Source organism: Anaerosacchariphilus hominis (genome assembly GCF_014290175.1).
In the GTDB taxonomy this organism is placed as follows: Bacteria; Bacillota; Clostridia; order Lachnospirales; family Lachnospiraceae; genus Laedolimicola; species Laedolimicola hominis.
The window spans coordinates 319,865-339,161 of sequence record NZ_JACOOR010000002.1 but is presented as its reverse complement, the minus strand read 5'-3'; the positions used below and the strand labels follow the sequence as shown (position 1 = coordinate 339,161).

21 protein-coding genes and 1 pseudogene are annotated in these 19,297 nt (G+C 43.9%); 2 read left to right on the top strand and 20 right to left on the bottom strand.

From position 1 onward, the window contains the following. Positions 1 to 329 precede the first annotated feature (329 nt). From H8S44_RS16310 to H8S44_RS04070, 3 genes are all read right to left on the bottom strand, one after another. Positions 330 to 953: an XRE family transcriptional regulator gene (locus tag H8S44_RS16310; RefSeq protein ID WP_227087311.1), complete on the bottom strand. Its 624-nt coding sequence runs from the start codon at positions 951 to 953 to the stop codon at positions 330 to 332. Positions 954 to 996: 43 nt separating this feature from the next. Further along, positions 997 to 2,610, bottom strand: a complete 1,614-nt coding sequence (locus H8S44_RS04075) for a recombinase family protein (RefSeq protein WP_117801670.1) — start codon at positions 2,608 to 2,610, stop codon at positions 997 to 999. A gap of 111 nt (positions 2,611 to 2,721) precedes the next feature. Then, positions 2,722 to 2,943, bottom strand: coding sequence for a tRNA wybutosine-synthesizing protein 3-like protein (locus H8S44_RS04070; RefSeq protein ID WP_432053349.1), 222 nt, complete (start codon positions 2,941 to 2,943; stop codon positions 2,722 to 2,724). Positions 2,944 to 3,066: 123 nt separating this feature from the next. Here H8S44_RS04070 and H8S44_RS04065 point away from each other — a divergent pair, with 123 nt between their 5' ends. Continuing rightward, positions 3,067 to 3,267, top strand: a complete 201-nt coding sequence (locus H8S44_RS04065) for a hypothetical protein (RefSeq protein WP_154266806.1) — start codon at positions 3,067 to 3,069, stop codon at positions 3,265 to 3,267. A gap of 330 nt (positions 3,268 to 3,597) precedes the next feature. Here H8S44_RS04065 and H8S44_RS04060 read toward each other — a convergent pair whose 3' ends face one another. From H8S44_RS04060 to H8S44_RS03985, 16 genes and pseudogenes are all read right to left on the bottom strand, one after another. Further along, positions 3,598 to 4,764 carry an XRE family transcriptional regulator gene (locus H8S44_RS04060; RefSeq protein ID WP_009320127.1) on the bottom strand — a complete coding sequence of 389 codons (1,167 nt, stop codon included), beginning with the start codon at positions 4,762 to 4,764 and terminating at the stop codon, positions 3,598 to 3,600. A 325-nt stretch (positions 4,765 to 5,089) separates the two neighbouring features. After that, positions 5,090 to 5,359: a winged helix-turn-helix domain-containing protein gene (locus H8S44_RS16305; RefSeq protein ID WP_330601882.1), complete on the bottom strand. Its 270-nt coding sequence runs from the start codon at positions 5,357 to 5,359 to the stop codon at positions 5,090 to 5,092. 196 nt (positions 5,360 to 5,555) lie between these two features. Continuing rightward, a complete protein-coding gene (locus H8S44_RS04050) occupies positions 5,556 to 5,741 on the bottom strand; it encodes a DUF4177 domain-containing protein (RefSeq protein ID WP_044929481.1) in 186 nt (61 codons plus the stop codon). A gap of 22 nt (positions 5,742 to 5,763) precedes the next feature. Beyond that, positions 5,764 to 5,985 (bottom strand): hypothetical protein, encoded by a 222-nt coding sequence (locus H8S44_RS04045; RefSeq protein WP_009320125.1) that lies wholly within the window; start codon positions 5,983 to 5,985, stop codon positions 5,764 to 5,766. A 239-nt stretch (positions 5,986 to 6,224) separates the two neighbouring features. After that, the gene (locus H8S44_RS04040) at positions 6,225 to 6,881 is read right to left on the bottom strand and encodes an ABC-2 transporter permease (RefSeq protein ID WP_186873136.1); all 657 of its coding nucleotides are present in this window, start codon (positions 6,879 to 6,881) and stop codon (positions 6,225 to 6,227) included. Next, positions 6,878 to 7,729, bottom strand: coding sequence for an ATP-binding cassette domain-containing protein (locus tag H8S44_RS04035; protein WP_004611556.1), 852 nt, complete (start codon positions 7,727 to 7,729; stop codon positions 6,878 to 6,880). The genes H8S44_RS04040 and H8S44_RS04035 overlap by 4 nt, the downstream gene beginning before the upstream one ends. Before the next feature lie 3 nt (positions 7,730 to 7,732). Next, complete coding sequence (locus H8S44_RS04030) at positions 7,733 to 8,104, bottom strand: GntR family transcriptional regulator (protein ID WP_004611555.1); 372 nt, start codon at positions 8,102 to 8,104, stop codon at positions 7,733 to 7,735. A gap of 210 nt (positions 8,105 to 8,314) precedes the next feature. Next, positions 8,315 to 8,473, bottom strand: a pseudogene (locus tag H8S44_RS04025) (helix-turn-helix domain-containing protein); the annotation flags it as partial. A gap of 301 nt (positions 8,474 to 8,774) precedes the next feature. Further along, a complete protein-coding gene (locus H8S44_RS04020; protein ID WP_117688326.1) occupies positions 8,775 to 9,146 on the bottom strand; it encodes a TnpV protein in 372 nt (123 codons plus the stop codon). Between the two features lie 31 nt (positions 9,147 to 9,177). Beyond that, positions 9,178 to 10,839, bottom strand: a complete 1,662-nt coding sequence (gene rlmD / locus H8S44_RS04015) for a 23S rRNA (uracil(1939)-C(5))-methyltransferase RlmD (protein ID WP_186873138.1) — start codon at positions 10,837 to 10,839, stop codon at positions 9,178 to 9,180. 36 nt (positions 10,840 to 10,875) lie between these two features. Beyond that, the gene (locus tag H8S44_RS04010; protein WP_186873139.1) at positions 10,876 to 11,274 is read right to left on the bottom strand and encodes a hypothetical protein; all 399 of its coding nucleotides are present in this window, start codon (positions 11,272 to 11,274) and stop codon (positions 10,876 to 10,878) included. Between the two features lie 232 nt (positions 11,275 to 11,506). Next, entirely contained in the window at positions 11,507 to 11,767 is a 261-nt protein-coding gene (locus H8S44_RS04005) for a DUF4366 domain-containing protein (protein WP_186873140.1), read from the bottom strand. 113 nt (positions 11,768 to 11,880) lie between these two features. Then, complete coding sequence (pcrA, locus tag H8S44_RS04000; protein ID WP_186873141.1) at positions 11,881 to 14,112, bottom strand: DNA helicase PcrA; 2,232 nt, start codon at positions 14,110 to 14,112, stop codon at positions 11,881 to 11,883. 64 nt (positions 14,113 to 14,176) lie between these two features. Further along, positions 14,177 to 15,160 (bottom strand): SPFH domain-containing protein, encoded by a 984-nt coding sequence (locus H8S44_RS03995; protein ID WP_186873142.1) that lies wholly within the window; start codon positions 15,158 to 15,160, stop codon positions 14,177 to 14,179. After that, a complete protein-coding gene (locus H8S44_RS03990; RefSeq protein WP_186873143.1) occupies positions 15,127 to 16,332 on the bottom strand; it encodes a hypothetical protein in 1,206 nt (401 codons plus the stop codon). The genes H8S44_RS03995 and H8S44_RS03990 overlap by 34 nt, the downstream gene beginning before the upstream one ends. A gap of 37 nt (positions 16,333 to 16,369) precedes the next feature. Further along, the gene (locus H8S44_RS03985) at positions 16,370 to 17,050 is read right to left on the bottom strand and encodes a PspA/IM30 family protein (RefSeq protein WP_186873144.1); all 681 of its coding nucleotides are present in this window, start codon (positions 17,048 to 17,050) and stop codon (positions 16,370 to 16,372) included. 180 nt (positions 17,051 to 17,230) lie between these two features. Between H8S44_RS03985 and H8S44_RS03980 the strand changes: the two genes are divergently transcribed. After that, complete coding sequence (locus tag H8S44_RS03980; RefSeq protein WP_186873145.1) at positions 17,231 to 17,863, top strand: DUF1836 domain-containing protein; 633 nt, start codon at positions 17,231 to 17,233, stop codon at positions 17,861 to 17,863. A gap of 203 nt (positions 17,864 to 18,066) precedes the next feature. Here the strand turns inward: H8S44_RS03980 and H8S44_RS03975 are convergent, their stop codons facing one another. Beyond that, complete coding sequence (locus tag H8S44_RS03975) at positions 18,067 to 19,152, bottom strand: PucR family transcriptional regulator (RefSeq protein ID WP_186873146.1); 1,086 nt, start codon at positions 19,150 to 19,152, stop codon at positions 18,067 to 18,069. Positions 19,153 to 19,297: the final 145 nt, after the last annotated feature.

Sequence of the window (19,297 nt, the reverse complement as noted above, 5' to 3'; positions counted from 1 at the left end):
TCAAAGATGTACGTTGCGTTTTTATCTTTGCGTTTATAATCAAGCCATATGGCACGATTAACTTAATTCTATAACTTCTAAGTTGCATTCCTCAAAAATCTTCTTGCTTCCTAAGATTCTATCTTCTGTTCAAATCATACCATATGATTAATGCATTTTCTATATACTTTCTTGATACCCAGCAAAAACCAGAAAAAAGCTCCCGAAGGAGCTTTCCACGTTCTAAATGTATGCTAATTCGCTTAACACAATCTCTTCTGCATCATTCCTTATTTCCCATGAAGAATGTTGTAAATTAGTAATATCCACAACGATAACAGGTAATTTAATTATTCGTATTTTTTCCCGATAATGTAAATCGAAACTACCATACCACCTAATATCATAATTAAGAAAATTTTACTTAAAATATCCCATAAAGCTATATTGAGACAATTGATTATTATAATACCTGCAAGAGGATATAGAACAACCGTTGCAAGTGTCCAAATTTTTAAAGTTGTACAGATGTACATCCAATTTCCGTTGTTAAAGGATAAACCAACTAGATGTATTCTAAAAATTCCTTGTGAAACATAATTTATCTTGTTTGCATCATAATATGTTGGTAATATGTCTTTAGCAAAGAAACAAAACCATGCACCAAATAAAAGCATTAACCCTGTAACCAGCAATATATCATCTTTCATCTCAGCTATTGAATTCCCAGATACGACTAACATAATAATTTCTGTAATAGATATTAAAAAGCATAGCAAATATGCTAATATCCAGTTTTTTCTATGCTGATGAATAGAATTCCTAACAGCCATATCGAGAGAGCCTACTACCAATTCCTCGACTTCTTTTGTATCAATATTTTTCTGTGTATCTATTTTTTCTCCACGTAACAATTCTGTAACGGTAACATCTAATATATCAGCTATTGGTATGAGTAATACGACATTAGGCATACTAAGACCAGTTTCCCTTAGTTAAAGATATGACCCCTCATTATCAGTCTACTTTTCCAATAAATCGGTAGTATATCTCTATTTCCTGTATTCTTTCGTTATCCTCATTCGTTGTTGCTTCGTGAATAAGGATTTTTTCTATCATTGCATTTAACAACGGTGCTGTCAGTTCCTTTGGTACGGAATACTCCTTAATTAACTCAATCCACTTTTCAGCACCTATCATATCCTGTTCCATTTTACTTAATTCTTCTCTTAGGTTGGTTATCTGCTGTTCCAGTTCTATCTGTTCTTTTTGATATTTCCCCGACAGCATGATGAAGTTTCGTTCCGTTATCTTCTCACAGGCTCTATCTTCATACATTTTCGTAAACAAGCGGTCAATCTCATTTTGTCGGTTCTCGGCTTTCTTCAAGGCACTTGCCTTTTTCTTCTTTTCCCGTATTCGCTCTGCATTCCCAGCCTTTTGTATCTTATTCAACACCTTTTCTTCGTCTTGCTGTACTGCCTTAGCCCAATACTGCAATCGTTCCAATACGGCTTGATACAACACATCATAACGGATATAGTGCATAGAACAAGTACCTTTGCCAAACTGTCCGTAGTAACTGCAAGCATAATAACTGTATGGCGTTTTATTTGCCTTATTTGTCGCAAACCGCATAGACCAGCCACAATCCGCACACTTGACAAGCCCTGCAAATATCGGCGTTGCTTTTTCCTTTGTCTGTCTACGCCTTGATTTTATCTGTTCCTGCACACGATAGAACACTTCTTTGTCAATAATCGGTTCGTGGGTATTTTCTACTCGAAACCATTCACTTTCGGGCTTACGCACTTTTTTCTTGCTCTTGAATGAAACTGTTGATTGTCGATTATGAACGCTGTTTCCGATATAGACTTCACTTTTTAAAATTGCCTTGACATGAGCAATCGTCCACTCATAACGCTTGCTTTCGGGCTTTCCCTCAAAGATATGTGCAAAAGTACCGTACCTTGTGAAATTCAGCCAAGACGCTGTCGGAACTTTTTCTTCTCGCAGTACCTTTGTGATTTTTGCACTACCGTAACCTTGATAGGCTAGGGAGAAGATTTTTTCAACAATCCATTTTGTTTCCTCATCAACCAGCAGTTTTCCTTTAATGTCGGGGTGTTTCTTATATCCTAACGGAGCATAAGCCCCATAATACGCACCCTCTGCAAATTTTGTCTTAAATGCCGATTTCACTTTACGGCTTGTATCTCTTGCCACCCATTCATTGATGATATTTTTAAATGGTGCAATCTCACTTTCGCCTTTTTCGCTGTCTACCCCGTCGTCAATCGCTATGTAACGGACATTATGGCTGGGAAAATACAATTCTGTATATTGTCCTGTCATAATATAATTTCTGCCAAGTCGGGAAAGGTCTTTCGTTACAACACAGTTGATTTTTCCTGCCTCTATATCTTCAATCATTCTTTGAAAACTCGGTCTTTCAAAATTTGTTCCCGACCAGCCGTCATCAATATACTCATCAATCACATTCAAATGATGTTCTTTTGCATATAGATGCAACATACTTCTTTGTGTGGTAATGCTGGAACTTTCGCCCTGTAATTCATCATCTCGGCTTAACCTAAGATAAAGTGCAGTATTGTAAATCTGTTGTTTCATTGTCAGTTATCCTCCTTTATAACTAACCCATGTTTACAATACCTGCTTGCAAGTAAAGTATAACATGGGTTATTTTTCACATTCAATCTATTTCTTACAACTGCACCGAATTTATGCGATTGTCTGCTTTGCCTTTTCAAGCATAACATCAGTCAGAAGTTCTTCCATTGTCTTTCCATTTTCAGAAAAATGCTCTTTTACAACAATCTTTGTTTTTCCTCTGTTGCCAATGCCACGCTTATTATTTGTCTTTTCTTGCCTTGTTTTTACAATATCAGCAATAACACATACCCCCCTTTCTGTAAAAATCTTTTCTAAACAATTCAATGGCATTTGTCATAGCCCACAGGAGTTCCACCTCTGCATAGTTCTTATGTAGCCGTACCCATTGCGTGCGACGCTCTGAACGCTCAAGCTGTGGCTGTACGGGAGTATCATTATCAGACAGGACAGGTCATGGCGATAAAAGAGGACAAATCTTTTACAGGAACACAAATAGGTTATCGCTCGCTTTTGCTGGAGAAAGGTCATGGCGTATCTGTTTCAACGGCTCGCTGTCTGTCTAAGGTATTGAATTGCTTTATTCAGTTGTCAAAGAACACAAAAGAAGAAAATCGTCTTTCCTATATATCGCGTTGGAAAAGAGCAAAAGCGTAACCAATATTCAAAACTTTTTTCTTTTCCTGTACCATATAGGGAAAGAAAGTGTCATTCTGCTAAGTTGCTGATGAAAAAACTTCTTTTCATACCCTAACTACCCATGCAACACCGTTATTGCCAACTATGGAATGAAAGATTTTCTTTGCTCCATATAGGGAACGGCAACTGCCAAAGGTTAAGTTGAGAATGAAAATATTTTCTTCTTTCACTCCATATAGGGAATGGAAACCTCGATTTAATGAGTAGTTTTGAAAAAAAGTTAGATTTCCTTTCCTCGCACCATATCTGTACGCAAGTAGCCGTTTTGTTGCAGATTTTTTGAAGAAATTAAAAAATACCGTCATTCCCTTGTGGAACAGCGGTATCTTTCTCAATCATATCTGCTATGTCTGTTGTCATTTGTTTAATTTTTAATTCCTGCTTTTCTGTTAGTCTTGTATGTCTGTCGATTTCTTCCAGATAATTTGCTCCTGTTTGCTTTTCAATCTCTTTTATCATCAATAAAGAGGGCATGACCTGTCTTTCTAACCAACGTTTTGTTTTATCCATATTGACAGCAACAGGCGTCATAATAAACGGAAGTGAAGTCGTTACATTATCTAAAAATATATCCCATAAAATATAAACGGGAAAATCTATCTGTGTGAGGATAAGGCTTGCTATGGTCTGTTCGGGATTTCTTGAAAAAACAAGTTGTTCTATCGTTTGTTCTGCTTTTCCACTTTTTAAACGAATTTCAAATCGGTTCTTAATGTCTGTTTTTATACCTTTGCTTTTTTGTTCCTTTTCTTTTTCATACAAGCAAAAGTAAATAGAACTATTCTTTGAACCGATATAAAAAGTTTTTGCAGTATCTCCATGTGTACCCGATAATTTTCCGCTGTCTACTGCTTCATGGGTTCTTGAACGTTTCCATACCTTGTTGGCATAATAACGTTCTCTTAGAATTTCTATATCCAGCAATCCGCCCATATCATTGACCGCCAAATCTATGCGTTTAAAAACACCTTGATAATCTATACAACTGCTTAAAAAGTAATACCAGTCTATCCCTCTTGCCTGTAAAACATATTCCAAGTTTCGACACCCCATACCTCTTAATTCCAATAAAACACCCATAGAACTATCTTTAGAAGCATTTACACTAATATCCCCATAGATATACTGTTCTTCATAACCAAACATTCCGTAATCTTCATGTATAAAATATTCGCTTTTCATTGCCAGTACATTTTTTATAATTTCCAATGCGTCTGTGGTAGGAAAACGAACACGCAGATAGTCAATCGTTAAAGTGAAAGGCTGTGTACAATTACAATAATCAAGATAATGTAAAAGTATATGTTTCATTTCTTTACTGGCTTTTGTTTTTCCGTTTTCAATTTCATTTAAGTTCTGCCTGCTAATTTGCAATTCCTGTGCCAGTCGTGATTGAGAATAATCACAGGCATTTCTCTTTTGCTTTAATGTTTCAATAAATTCTATATCATTCATGCTTCATTCCTCCAATCAAAAAAGGCATATACTCATAGGAGCATACACCTTGTATCTTATATTTATTTTCTATTGATATGCTATTTTAGACCTGTCGGGTAAAAAGAATATGGTGTGAAGTGAAATAAGTTCTTATAACCTTATAAATCGTTGCATATCAGCAGTTTTGTATTTATTTTTTCTCTTGTCTTTTGTAATAGTACCCCCCTGTTAGATAACGGGGGCTTTATGGCTCGCTGACGCTCGCCCCACCGTCAGAGTGAACCAGCCGTTTGCCAGCAAAACTGGCATGGCTTGATGTCTTACGACCGCCACCACGTCTGGATCACTCCGGCGGTGTTGCTGTCTTGCCTACCATTTCCTCATTTTCCGTGTACTTATATCCAACACCTCTGACAGTGACGATATAGCGTGGTCTGTCCGGCTCCGGCTCAATCTTCTTTCTTAATTTTCGTATGAATGAAGTCAGATTATTAGGGTCTGCCGGATAGTCATATCCCCATACATTTTCATAAATCTGTTCTTTGGTAAAAACCTGCTCCTTATGAGAAATGAGAAAATAAAGTAAATCAAACTCTTTTGCTGTAAGCTGTATGATATTGCCTGTTTTGTTTGATACAGTACGAGTAAAAGGATTGATTATAAAATCTGTCCTGTCTTGTTGTATATAAGCAGGAGTGGTACATATCTTTTTCGATAGCCATTCAACTGTTTGCTGGAAATAATGTTCTTCATTATCCCAAAATTCTGCTACTAATATCTTCCCATAGTATCACCTGCGCTTTTAAAGATTATTTTTCAAATATCAAATCAATTCTTCTAAAACCGCCATGTGCATCTATTAAAGTAGGAATAAAACCAACATAAGAATATCCCTCTTTAGCATATTTGTTGATTATTTCTTTTGGTTCAGAAGCAGAATGGAATAGCACACCTTTTGCCTCAAATTTCACTTCTACATACTTATATTCTTTCATAATCATCAATACCGCCTTTCAATTATCTAAATGTTTTTCTAATTTCTTCTAATTCTTCTTCGTTTTCAACCCAATTTTCTGCATATCCACATGAACAACAAACATAACGTATTACAGGGATTTTCCCAAATAGCGTATAAGTGCTTGTGTAAATATTATTTCCGCTGGCATGGCGGTTAGGGTTATCTGGAATACGAACAATATCGGTTGAGCCACATTTAGGACATGATTTAGTATTTTTCATTTATATTCTCCTCACAACAGCAATTATTTTTTGTTACGTTTGATAAAAAACCAATATGCAAATACAATCAAGGCAAGAACACATAAAATACTATCCATGAAATCACCCACTTTATATACCTTTCTTTTTATCCTCTTTTTTCTTTTTGCGTTCCTTATATATCTTATTCCTTAAAGGAATACCACCGCACAGCAGTAGTACAACAGCCAATATTGTAAAGTCCATATGATTGCTCCTTTTTAAAATTCTTTTTTGTTCATAATTGACAAACTGATTTTCATTGAAACCAATAACATCAACAAAGCGATAATAATTGCAATAGCGATAAGAACTCCCATGCTTACAGTTGGCAAATTATCTAACAGACTAACTAAATCAATATTGAAAATGGCTTCTGCTCCTTTCACGATAACGAGAGTGATTACTGCCAGACCGCCAAATGCACCAATCATAGCAATTCTTCCTTTATCTCCACCGAATTTTATCTGAAAAGGAAGCATGATTGCTTGAACGACAATCATAATAGGTAAAATCATCAATGAACTCTGTACTAAGTCTGTAATAGGTAATGTATCTTTCAATACAGTTGTAATTATTCCTAAAACAGTTGCCAAAACCCAAGCCATACACCCCAATAATAGACCAAGAAAGTATTTTTCACTCACATAATGATTACGTGTAATAGGTAATGTAAACAGAAACGCATTTCCATTATCAAAATCATCATAACTGATTGTGCTTACTGTAAAAAGTGATACAATGAAACTCAGAAAACCTAATGGGAATATCACATCATCAGTAAATATCATCATTCCGATTACAATCGCCAAAATGAGCAACAGAAAATTTTTCTGTAACATCATCAATTTCAAATCTTTTACGAACAAACCTTTCATTGTTCTGTCCCCCTTATCATCATGGTAATGACTTCATCTATTGTACCTTTTTCAATGGCAATTTTAGGATAATTCTCCATATAATACTGTTTCTGATTTGTCAGACAGCTATATCCATATGTTTCTTTTTTGGAACGCAATATAAACTGTTTATCCAGCTTGCTGTATTGTTCTGCGTCTACTTTTAATAAAGCATAGTCACTAAGAAGAACGTCCGTATCTTCATGCAGAATAATTTTTCCGTCATGTATCATATAAAGGTCATCACATAGCGACTCCAAATCACTGGATATATGAGAGCTGATTAAAATGGAGCGTTCTTCATCTTTTTCCAGAAATTCTCTTAACATTTCAAGCAATTCGTCTCTTGCGATTACATCTAAACCTGCTGTCGGTTCATCCAGTATCAGCAGTTTTGCATTGTGTGAAATTGCAACCAGCACTTTTAATTTTGCTTTCATTCCTGTTGAAAATTCTTTTATCTGTTTATTCATAGGTAGTTGAAATTTCTGTACCTGTTCTATAAATAGTGATTTGTCGAATTTTGAGTACATATTCTGCAATATAGGGATAATATCTTTTATCTTCAGATACCCACTAAAACCAGAATCCGACAACACTACACCCAATTCCTCTTTATCTTTTGCTGTGAAGTCTTTTCTGTCCTTTCCAAGTATGGTAATATTTCCGCCGTCAGTTGAAATCAAACCTAATATCGCCTTAAATGTTGTGCTTTTTCCAGCACCATTTTGTCCAATCAAGCCTGTTACACATCCAGACATAAGCTCTAATGAACAATCAAGAGAAAAATTATCATAATGCTTTTTCAAGTGTTCAATTTTTAACATACATCAGCCCTCCAATATCAACTCAAATAAACTTTTTATATCTTCATCACTAATACCACATCGTCTGCCTTTTTGGATAGCCTGCTCCAAATCCGCTTCCAATTCTTTTTTCTGTTCTTCCAAAAGCAGTTCTGTATTTGTAGCCGCTACATAAGTGCCTTTTCCATGTACTGTAACCGTAAAACCCTCACTTTCCAAATTGTCGTAAGCTTTTTTTACAGTTAAAGCACTTATTTTTAGTTCCTTAGAAAGTGTACGGACAGATGGAAGATTGTCGTTTTCCTTTAGTTCCCCGTTGCGTATGAGCATTTTAATCTGGTCAACAATCTGTTCATATATGGGAACCATTAGGGAAGTATTGATTATAATTTTCATTCTTTATATCCTTCCTTCTTTTCTTGATAACAGTATATAACAGTTACAAACTGTTGTCAAGTGTTATATAGTGTTTGTTTTAAATTTTCTTTTGAAATTAAAAACATGCAAATCAATATAGAAATGCATGTTAAAAAATATAGTATTCTATTGTAATTCCTTTAACGCAAGCAGGTGTTTCATGGATTGTTTCTAATATCCTTTTGTTGGGGAAACTCCACGTTCCCATTTGCTGACCGTTTTATCTGATACATATAATTTTTCAGCCAAATCCTTTTGAGTTAAATTCTTTTTCTTTCTTAATTCGGTTACAAATAAACCGAATTTTTCATTACTAATTTGATACATACATCCACCTCCTGCACACATATTATAATGGGAGTACGCATAAATCAATCGACTAGCAGTAGAATTGCAGAATATTAGCACAAATATATCAAATAATCTCCCCATTATAATTATTTCTGTGAAGTTATATTCGGATATTTTTTAAGCCATACTATGAAGTAATTAAATCTGTGTAACTTATAACCATGGCAGAAAAAAACAACCTTCCGGAACTTAGAAATGGTCACCTGATATGGAATTGTAATTTGATTCTTCTTTGAACCCTTACAAATGCAGAAGCTGAACAAATAGGAGTTTTCTTCCTACCTGTTCAGCTCTTTATTTACCTGTAAATCAATTCTTTTAACACAATCTCTTCTGCCATATTACGAATACCATTTACCGCCCTAACCCATTCCATCTGGTCACGAGCTTTCATTTCTTCCGTAATGCCCTGCCTCTCCATCATCTGATGCACCAGAACTTCCATTCTCTCCTGCGCTTCATCATCCACAAGATTCAGATGTTCCACCAGTCTGTCTTCCAACATATACAGTGAATACATTGCCGGACAATGCTCTTTCAGATACGTTTTCCGCATTATTCCATATTTTCCATAATGCGGTTCTTCATCTGTACTGACAAGATTCGGATAGTAAATTCCGTCTGCTCCCAGTGTGTAGGTTCCACCCATTTTTTCAAATGTGCTTTTCATGTGTTATTCCTCCTTGAAATCAGCGATATCCTTAAATCATCGCAAAATATTTCAGGGCAGCCTTGATAGCATCTTCTTTCTCTTTCGGACACTGTGGCACTTTTGGATTTTCTGTCTTTGGCAGATTATAGTTCTCTCCTACTTCAATTCCACATTTCCTTTTGATTTGAGAAATATATAAATTTGAAACCTTCAAGCCAAATTCTTTCAGCACATAATCTTTGATTTCCTGATAGGTCGCTTTCGTCTCTGCACTGGTTGCATCCAGCTCATCTAAGTCTAAGTCGATCTCTATCGTGTCATCTGGTTTTTGTTGGGACAAAAGAACAACCGTCTCCACATTCCCCGTAAACGGGAACATATCCACGCCCACGCACTTCTCCACCCGGTAGCCTCTGCCCTGCAGAAGCTCCAGATCACGCGTCAGACTGGTGGGCTTACAGCTGATATAGACAATCCGGTTTACGCCGAAATCAATGATCTTCTGCAGCGCCTTGGGGTGGATGCCGTCACGGGGCGGATCCAGGACGATGAGGTCCGGCTTGTCCGTCAGCCCGTCGATGACCTTCAGCACGTCGCCTGCGATGAAGGAGCAGTTGGTAAGGCCGTTCAGTTCCGCATTGACCTTTGCGGCCTCCACTGCTTCTTCCACAATCTCCACACCTACTACCTTTTTGGCCACCGGGGCCAGCATCTGGGCGATGGTGCCGGTGCCGCTGTAGAGGTCGAAGATCACGCGATCTTTTGTCTCTCCGATGTAGCTTCGAGCAGTCTCGTAAAGCAGCTCAGCACCCAGGGAGTTGGTCTGGAAGAAGGAGAAGGGGGAAATCTTAAACCGAAGCCCCAGAAGCTCCTCGTAGAAATAATCCCGTCCATACAGAAGCTCGGTCCGGTCGTTCTGCACCACATCTGCCAAACTGTCATTATAGGTATGGAGTATACCCACGATCTCGCCCTCCAACGAAAGCGCACGCAGCTCTTCCTCCCAGGACTCGTCCGCCGCCAAGGCACTGTAATCGCCGCCGTCCTCTCTGAGGTGCTGGGTGGTGGTAATCAGGTCCACCAGAATCTCTCCGGTGTTCGCGGCTTTCCGTACCAGCAGATGACGAAGATACCCCATATGACGCAGTCTGTGGTAAAAAGGCAGTCCCTTCTTTTCAAAATGCTTCAGCACGCAGGTCAGAATTTTCCGGAAATCTTCGTCCACGATCCGACACTGATCCGCTGTCACGATATCGTAAAAGCTGCCTCTCTTGTGCATGCCAAGGGCCAAAGGACCGTCCTTTTCCTCATCTCCAAAGGAGAACTCCATCTTATTGCGGTACTCCATCTGCCGGGGGCTGTCTTTCACACCCTCAAACACATAGGGAGTGGTTACCGCGCCGTCCAGAAGCTTCTTCAGCTGTCCTTCCTTCAGCAGACGCTGCTCTTCGTAGGACAAATTCTGCCAGGTACAGCCGCCACAGTCTGCGAAATGGGGACATTCCGGCGTAATCTCATTGGCCGCAGGCTCCAGTACCTCCAGAAGCTGGCCTTCGCCCACGCCCTTTCGTACCTTTTTCAGCCGGAAACATACTTTTTGCCCCGGCAGGGTATTCTTCACCGCCACCCGGTGCTCCTCTATCTGCACGATTCCCTTATTGGGAAATTCTGTTTTCTCTACGATGCCCTCGTATACTTCACCTTTTTTCATAATCTTCCTCTATCTTATCTATCCTATCCTTCTTCTCTACTTTTTCTTCTTGTCCCTGTCCTCATCCTTCGGCCACCGGAACAGCACCTGGCCCACCAGGGCCGCGCCGCCGAAAATCAATATCAGCATAATCAGATACACATACATGCTGGTGGCCCGGAACATGAACTGAATATTGGAAATGATGGATGCCAGGATAATCACCAGCCCCAGCACCGTCAGAAGCTTGGCCCCAAAGGAATCCACATTCAGAAACAGCCAGATAATTCCCGCGATAAAGGGAACCACGATCAGGCCTGCTCCTATCCTGAAGTTCCAGATCTGGAATCCGAAATGGGTCATCACCGTTACATTGGACATAAACCAATAAAGTCCTGCCGCCAGCATCACCATTCCGATCACAAACTGGCCCAGAGGATTGCGTTGTTTTTTCATTTCTTTTTTCTCCTTTTGCAAATTTCCTATTCCATAAAAATAAATGTGCCGTTGGCACATTCTCGCGCCGAGGCGCGGTTGTCTTGGCAACCATCTACCACTGCGCCGAGTGCGCATCTTTGCAAGCTCTGCTTGCTTTTATGGAATAGGGAATTCTATCGGAATTTCCTATTCCATAAAAAAGGACGCCTCAAAACATCTTTTCCGTTTTGAGGCGTCCTTCGCTCAAATCCTACTCTTCCTCATCATCAAAGAAATCGTCGTCAAACTCATCATCATCGAAATCGTCCTCGAACTCATCCAGATAATCCGGCGTAAAGAAACGGTATACCGCATAAGCGATTCCCGCCACTGCAGCTACTGCTCCGATCACGGCCAGAATCCACAGTACGGTATTCTTATTCTTCTCTTCTACTTCTTTTTTATGAAGCAGTTCGTTCAGTTTGTCGTTCAGCTTTGTGGCTGTCAGAAAATCTTCCATCTTATTATTCATCGCACATACACCCTTTCCGCGGTCTGCTGTCCGCCTCCGCTCTTTTCAAGTGTTTTTATTATATCACACTGTATGGAAAATTACTATTCTTTCCTTCAAAATTTCAGGAGCCGTCAATATACCTTTTTCAGCTTCGCAAAGGACGCGAACAGTTTCTTGACTCCGGCACTGTCAAAGCTCACCTTAACCTCGTAGTCCCGGCTGCCTTCGATGATCTCCAGCACCGTTCCTTCCCCGAAACGCAGGTGCTTCACCCGATCGCCCACGCCATACTCCAGCTTATCCGCTTTCACCGCTGTAACCTGTTTTGTCTCAAAGGGCTTCGCCCGCAGACTCCGGCGGGCCGCCAGCTGGGCTTCCTTCCGCTGGTTGATTCGCTGCTCCTTGGCTTCCCTGGCCCGCTGGGCGGGACTCTCGCTCTTATTCTCCAGATATTCATCCGGAATCTCCTTGATAAACCGGGAGACGGTATTATATTGGACTTCGCCCCGGAGCATCCGCTGTCTGGCCGCGGTCATGGTCAGTTCCTTCTTCGCCCGGGTGATACCCACGTAGCAGAGTCGGCGCTCCTCCTCGATCTCCTCCGCCGCATCGTCGGACACGATGGACATGAAACTTGGGAACAGGCCCTCTTCCATGCCTACCATATACACGTAGGGGAATTCCAGGCCCTTGGCGCTGTGAAGAGTCATCAGCACCACATGGTCGCTGTCCTCCTCCAGATTATCGATGTCGGCCACCAGGGCCACTTCCTCCAAAAAGCCTCCCAGAGAGGGCTCCTCTGCGTTCTCGTCGTAATCCTTTACTTTATTGATCAGCTCATCAATATTCTCCAGACGTGCCTCGGCCTCTTCCGTACCCTCCAGCTCCAGTTCCTTTCGGTAACCGGTTTCCTCCAGAATGGTTTCCAAAAGCTCTGTCACCGTGGCGTGCTCCTGCTTGGCCCGCAGGCTCTGAATCAATACCGTAAATGGCAGAATCTTTGCGCTGCCCCGGCCCAGTCCCGGAATCTCCTCCGCCCGGAGCAGAGCGTCATAAAAGCTGATATCATAAGCTCCCGCATAGTCGCTTACCCGGGTCAGGGTGGTGGCGCCGATGCCCCGCTTGGGCACATTGATAATCCGGCGCACGGCGATCTCGTCTCGGCCATTGTCAATGGTCTTCAGATAAGCCAGCAGATCCTTGATCTCCTTACGGGCATAGAAGTTCACACCGCCGATGATCTTGTAGGGAATGTTGGCATAGATCATTTTTTCCTCGAAAAGGCGGGACTGGGCGTTGGTGCGGTACAGGATAGCATGATCCTTGTAACCGGCCTCTCCCTTCTGGATGTGGCTTGTGATATTCCCCACCACATGCTCCGCCTCCTCGAAGGCATTCTGGAACTGCCGGAAATGCACCGGAGCGCCCTCTCCGTTATCTGTCCACAGACGCTTATCCTTCCGGCCCTTATTGTGGTGGATCACCTCGTTGGCCGCGTTCAGGATATTCGAGGTGGAACGATAATTCTGCTCCAGCTTAATGACTTTCGCATCGGGAAATACGTCCTCGAAGTTCAGAATATTACCGATATTCGCGCCCCGGAACCGGTAGATGGACTGGTCATCGTCGCCCACCACGCAGAGATTCCGGTACTTGGATGCCAACAGGCTCACCAGCTTGAACTGGGCTGTATTTGTGTCCTGATACTCGTCCACCATGATATAGCGGAAGCGCTCCTGATAATTCTCCAGGACCTCCGGGCAGTTCTGAAACAGTTCTACCGTCTTCATGATCAGATCATCAAAATCCAGAGCGTTGTTCTTCCGAAGCTGAGTCTGATACTCCTGATAGACTGCCGCTATCTTCTGACGGTGATAATCTCCTTCCGCTGAAAGCTGCATCTCCACCGGATTTACCAGTTCGTCCTTGGCCTTGGAAATGGCTGACAGCAGCATACGTTCTTTATAAATCTTCGTATCGATCTGCAGACGTTTGCAGACCTCTTTCATGACGGACTTCTGATCGTCCGTATCATAAATGGAAAAGGAAGTATCGTAACCCAGCCGATCAATAAAGCGCCGCAGGATCCGCACACAGGTGGAATGAAAAGTGCTGACCCATACGCTGGTTCCGCCGTCCCCCACCAGTCTGTCCACACGCTCCCGCATCTCTCCTGCTGCCTTATTCGTAAATGTAATCGCAAGGATCTGATATGGATTCACTCCCTGCTCAATCAGATATGCTACCCGGTGCGTCAGTACACGGGTCTTTCCAGAACCGGCTCCCGCCAAAATCAGAAGCGGTCCTTCGGTATGAAGCACCGCCTCTTTCTGTTCCGGATTCAAAAGATCATAGCTGGCCATACTCTTTTGTCTCCCTCATTGTTCTTTCTGTCACTACTTTTCTGATATAACTTCTGTCCGGCTCCTATACCAGCTTCTGTCCGCAGTTGGGGCAGAAGTTCGCGCCGTTTGTCTTGGTTCCGCAGTTGGGGCAGAAGTTCGGCGCCGCTCCGCCTGCATTTCCCGCAGGCTGTGCTGCTGCCTGCTGCTGAGCTCCGCCGTTCATGGCCTGAGTCATCTGGGCCGCCATCTGCTGTCCCATGGCCATACCCATAGCCATGCCTGCCATATCGGAAGCCGTGCTGCTGCCGCCCCTGCCATTGGCCATAGCCTCTCCCATAGCTACCTGCTGGAATCGTCCCACATCGCCGATCATGCTCTGTGCCGCTGCCTTCTCGGCCATCTTCTGTACCTGCTCCGGATAGTTGAAGCTGGAAATGGCGAATCTTTCGATGCCGATACCGATCTTCTGCATCTCCATATCCAGATCCTCCCGGATCCCCCGTCCGATGGCGTCCGCGTTCACCTGCAGGTTGAACATATCCTTGCCCTCTTTGGCGATCCACTTCATCAGAAGCTGATCCAGCATGGAGGTGATACGCTCCTTCACATCCTCTACGGTAAACTGGAGCTTGATACCGGCTACCTTTTCAATCAGTCTGTCGTAATCCGCCACCTTGCAGGCGAAGGTTCCGAAAGCCCGGATGGGCATACCGCCCGGAAGCCCCGGAGCTGGAATCAGAACCGGGCTCTTGGTGCCCCATTTTACCAGTATCTCTTTGGTATTGATGAAAAGGACCTCTGCCCGCAGTCCGCTGTTGAATCCGAACTTAAAGCCCTTCAGGGTGGACAGGAAGGGAATAATCGCAGACTCGATATCATAGCTTCCCTCATCCCGGAAGATGCCCTCTACCTTGCCATTGTAAAGGAAGATGGCGTCCTGACCCGGATGGATAATCAGACGGCTTCCTTTCTTAATCTCTTTATTGCTCCATTTCCAGAAAATCATGTCATCCCGGAATTCCTGCCACTCTACTACATTGGCAAACTGTCCGCCGAATAATCCCATGATACTGCCTCCTTATTCTCTTCCTGTATGCTGACGGCACTGTCCTCCTGCACCGTCATTTCTGCCACCGTAATCTCCGGCAGCCGGCTCTCAGCGGTCAGATATGCCGCCCTGCTGCCGCCGCTCAGCAGATAAACGATCACCAGGATCAGGACAATACCCAGAATAATACCGATGATCTTGGCCGGGCTCTTGGGGTAATCACCCTCGACCCTGCCGCTCTGTCCGTTGATCAGTACATGATACTTCTTTCCTTTATAAGTATAGGCCGTGGCATAAATGGGAAGCATAATATGCTTGTAGGTCTCGTCCCTGTAGCCGGAACGCAACCGCACATCCTTTACTTCGTCATAACGCCGCAGCACATCGTCCCGGGCCATCTGCTCCAGACTCTGTTCCATGTGGCAGCGGGCATCCCGGTGGGCGTCATCCAGATCCACCGTGTAACACTCCGCATTGTAGCCGGCAAAATACTCCGCGCTGTAAGAAGCCACCTGATGCAGGCCGAAGCTTCCCACATTCTCCAGAAGATTCCGCTTTACACTTCTGGAAGCCGAAACCAGTACATCATCAAAAACGTGGGAAAAGGATCCGGAGGTGGGGAACCAGTCCACCACCGTCTCCTGGACGGTCTTTCCGTCCGGGCCCTTTTTCGTCACTGTTCTCCGGCGTCCGCCCATGGCCGTATAGCGGGCGTCTGCCTTTGCATCAAAGGTCCAGTAGGGCAGGTAAATGCCCTGAAGCTTTTCCTTCTGGTACAGATTCTTCAGCTCGCCGGGAGCCAGCCATCTGCCCTTCATCCACTTATGGAACAGCTCGCCCACCCGTTTCCGGTCTATCTGGAAGGGCAGCACGCCGTCCGGAATGATGGCGTCCTCCTGCTTGCTGGCCAGCACATAGCTGGATCCACAGTAGGGACAGGACGTGGCTGTGCTATTCGGGGCCACCTCGATCTTCGCGCCGCAGCCCTGGCAGACCATGGTCTGGGTCTTCTTCTCCTCGGCCCGGATGGTCTGCATGGCATGCCGGGTCAGACTGTGCTCCACAATCTTTTTCTTATCATTGAAAATAGGAACTACGGTATCGCAGTTCGGGCACTTCAAGCTCTGGCTGGCCACGTCGAACTCCATGACACCGCCGCAGTTTTCACAGTAGTATATTTTCTTATCCATAACTATCCCCTGATGTATGTTATGTATCCGTCTCCTCTTACAGGCCCATCTTAGCCTTCAGAGCCGCCAGCTCATCGTCCACGGAGGAAGCGCTGTCGTCGCTGTCATACTTCTTGGTCAGGTCGTCGATGCTGTCGCCGGAAGCGTTCAGCTCGGACAGGGCGTTGGCCTCATCCAGCATTCTGTTTGCCTTCTCCTCCATGCGGTCAAAGGCTGCCATGGCGTCTCCTGCGCCGGATACGCTGGAACCGATCTTGTTCAGCTTCTCCTGGGTCTTCGCCACTGCCACTTTGGCCTTGATGGCGTCACGCTTCGCCTGCAGGCTCTCCATATCCTTCACCAGCTTGTCGTGCATCTCTTTCATCTTTGCAGCATTGGCTACAGCCACGTCATAGGACTGCTTCAGGCTCTCCTGGTTCTTTACCAGCGTGGCCTTCTTCTCCAGGAACTGGCGGGCGTCGGCCTCATTGCCTGCCTGGAGAGCCTTCTCTGCGTATCTCTGCATCTTATCGATCTCCTGGGTGCACTCGTCCAGCTCTCTCTTGGCCTTGGTCTCTGTGGCCATCACAGCGGCTGTCTCAGCCTTTACCTTGCCCAGATCGCTTTCGATATCCCGCAGATACTGATCGATCATCTTCTCCGGATCCTCTGCCTTGTCCAGCAGTGCATTGATGTTTGCCGACATAATGTCCCCAAATCTCTTTAATATGTTTGCCATTTTCATTTCCTCCTTAGATTTCACATGTACCGCGCAGATCCTGTGCTGCCCGTGTCCTATTTATTATATTACATTTTCTTCCGATTGTCATTTGTTTTTTCCTCTCTTCATAAATTTTTAAATATTTACCTCTTGTCATATAGTTTTCAATACTATATAATAGCTTTTGAGGTGATTCTTATGACAATCGACAGTCAAAATCTTCTGGAGAGTATTCTGGAAAGCCTGAATCGAATCGATTATATCCGGCCGGAGGACGTGCCCGGCATTGACCTTTATATGGATCAGGTGACCACCTTTATGGACAGTCAGCTGAAAGCATCCAAGCGTTACGAGGATGATAAGATTCTGACCAAGACGATGATCAACAACTACGCCAAGAACCGTCTGCTTCCACCTCCCGAGAAAAAGAAGTATTCCAGAGAGCACATGCTGCTCCTGATTTTCATTTATTATTTTAAAAATATTCTGTCCATCAGTGATATCCAGAGCCTGTTGACGCCCCTGACTGACCGGTACTTCCGAAAAGATGGGGATTTCCGTCTGGAGACCGTCTACGACGAGGTTTTCAGCCTGGAGAAGGATCAGATCGAAGCCATGAAAAAGGATCTGATGCAGAAGTACCAGGTATCCCAGTCCACCTTTTCTGAAGCTTCCCAGATGGACGGGGAAGCGCAGGAGTTTCTTCATCTCTTCTCCTTTATCTGCATGTTGAGCTTCGACGTCTATGTAAAAAAAATGGTCATCGAAAAGCTCATCGACCAGCTGCCTCAGCCGGAAAAGCATGACAAAAAGAAAAAAGAAAACAATTAAGTTCTTTTCCATAAAAAAGAATCCTGCCTTGCAGGATTCTCCGCCTGCGGCGGGTCGCCTAAGCGACATACTACCTCTCCGCCGCAGTGCGATAATATTTTTTATGCAATAGGGAATTCCTTAGGAATTTCCTATTGCATAAAAAATACGCCGCGGAGCCCGATCGGTTCCGCGGCGTATGTTATGTTCTTCAAAAAACCTATTTACTGATTCTTCTCCAGATACTTCATGTAGCTGGCCACCATCAGCGCGATCTTAAAAGTCAGCGCGTCCTCAAAGACCCGGATATCCAGTCCCGTAGTCTTCTGAAGCTTCTCAAGACGGTAAACCAGGGTATTCCGGTGTACAAACATCTGGCGGGCCGTCTCCGACACGTTCAGGTTATTCTCAAAGAACTTCTCGATAGTGGTCAGGGTCTCCTCGTCGAAGGTCTCCGGCAAATTCTCCCCGAATACCTCATGCATGAACATCTCGCACAAAGGCAGAGGCAGCTGATAAATCAGGCGGCCGATTCCCAGAGTATGATAGGGAATCACTATCTCATCCGGATAGAAGATCCGGCCCACCTCCATGGCCAGCTTAGCCTCCTTGTAGGAGCGGGATACATCCTTTAACTGTCCCACTGTGGTTCCGTAGGCTACCCGTACCCGGTCTTTCTCTTCCGCGTTCAGCATGTCCGCCAGCATCCGGGCGATGGTCTCCAGGTTTTCCGCGTCTGCCGGATTCTGCAGCGTCTTTACCACCACGATATTCTTCTGATCTACTGCCGTGATCACATCCTGAGAGCGGGGCGCGAATACGCTCCGTACGGTCTCCAGGGCCATCACATCCTTCTCTCCCCTGGTCTCCACCAGATAAACCACCCGTTCCGCTTCCGTCTCGATATGGAGCTTTTTCGCCTGCGTATAAATATCCACCAGAAGCAGGTTATCCAGAAGCAGGTTCTGGATAAAGTTACTCCGGTCAAATCGTTCCTTATAAGCCACGATCAGGTTCTGTAGCTCGCTGACAGCCACCTTTCCGATCATGTAAGCGTCGTCGCCGCTTCCCTTTGCCAGCAGCACGTATTCCACCTGCTCCTCATCGTGGACCTTAAAAAAATGGCAGTCCTGCAGATTCTGTCCCTCCGCCGGAGAATGAACGAATGCCATCACGGCATCCCGGGAAATATTTCCGGCATCAAAGGTGGATGCGGCCACACTTCCGTCCGTCTCCATTACACACAAGTCGATTCTTGTGATAGCCCGCAGATCCTCGATGGCTGCCTGTATTACCTGATTGGAAATCATATTCTTCCTCCTCTGCCAATTCATGGTTCTGATTATAACACGACTTTCCGGCCTCTGAAAGTCTTTTCCATAATTTTTTATGCAATTGGAAATTCCATCAGGATATTTCCGATTATATAAAAAAGAATGTGCCGTTGGCACATTC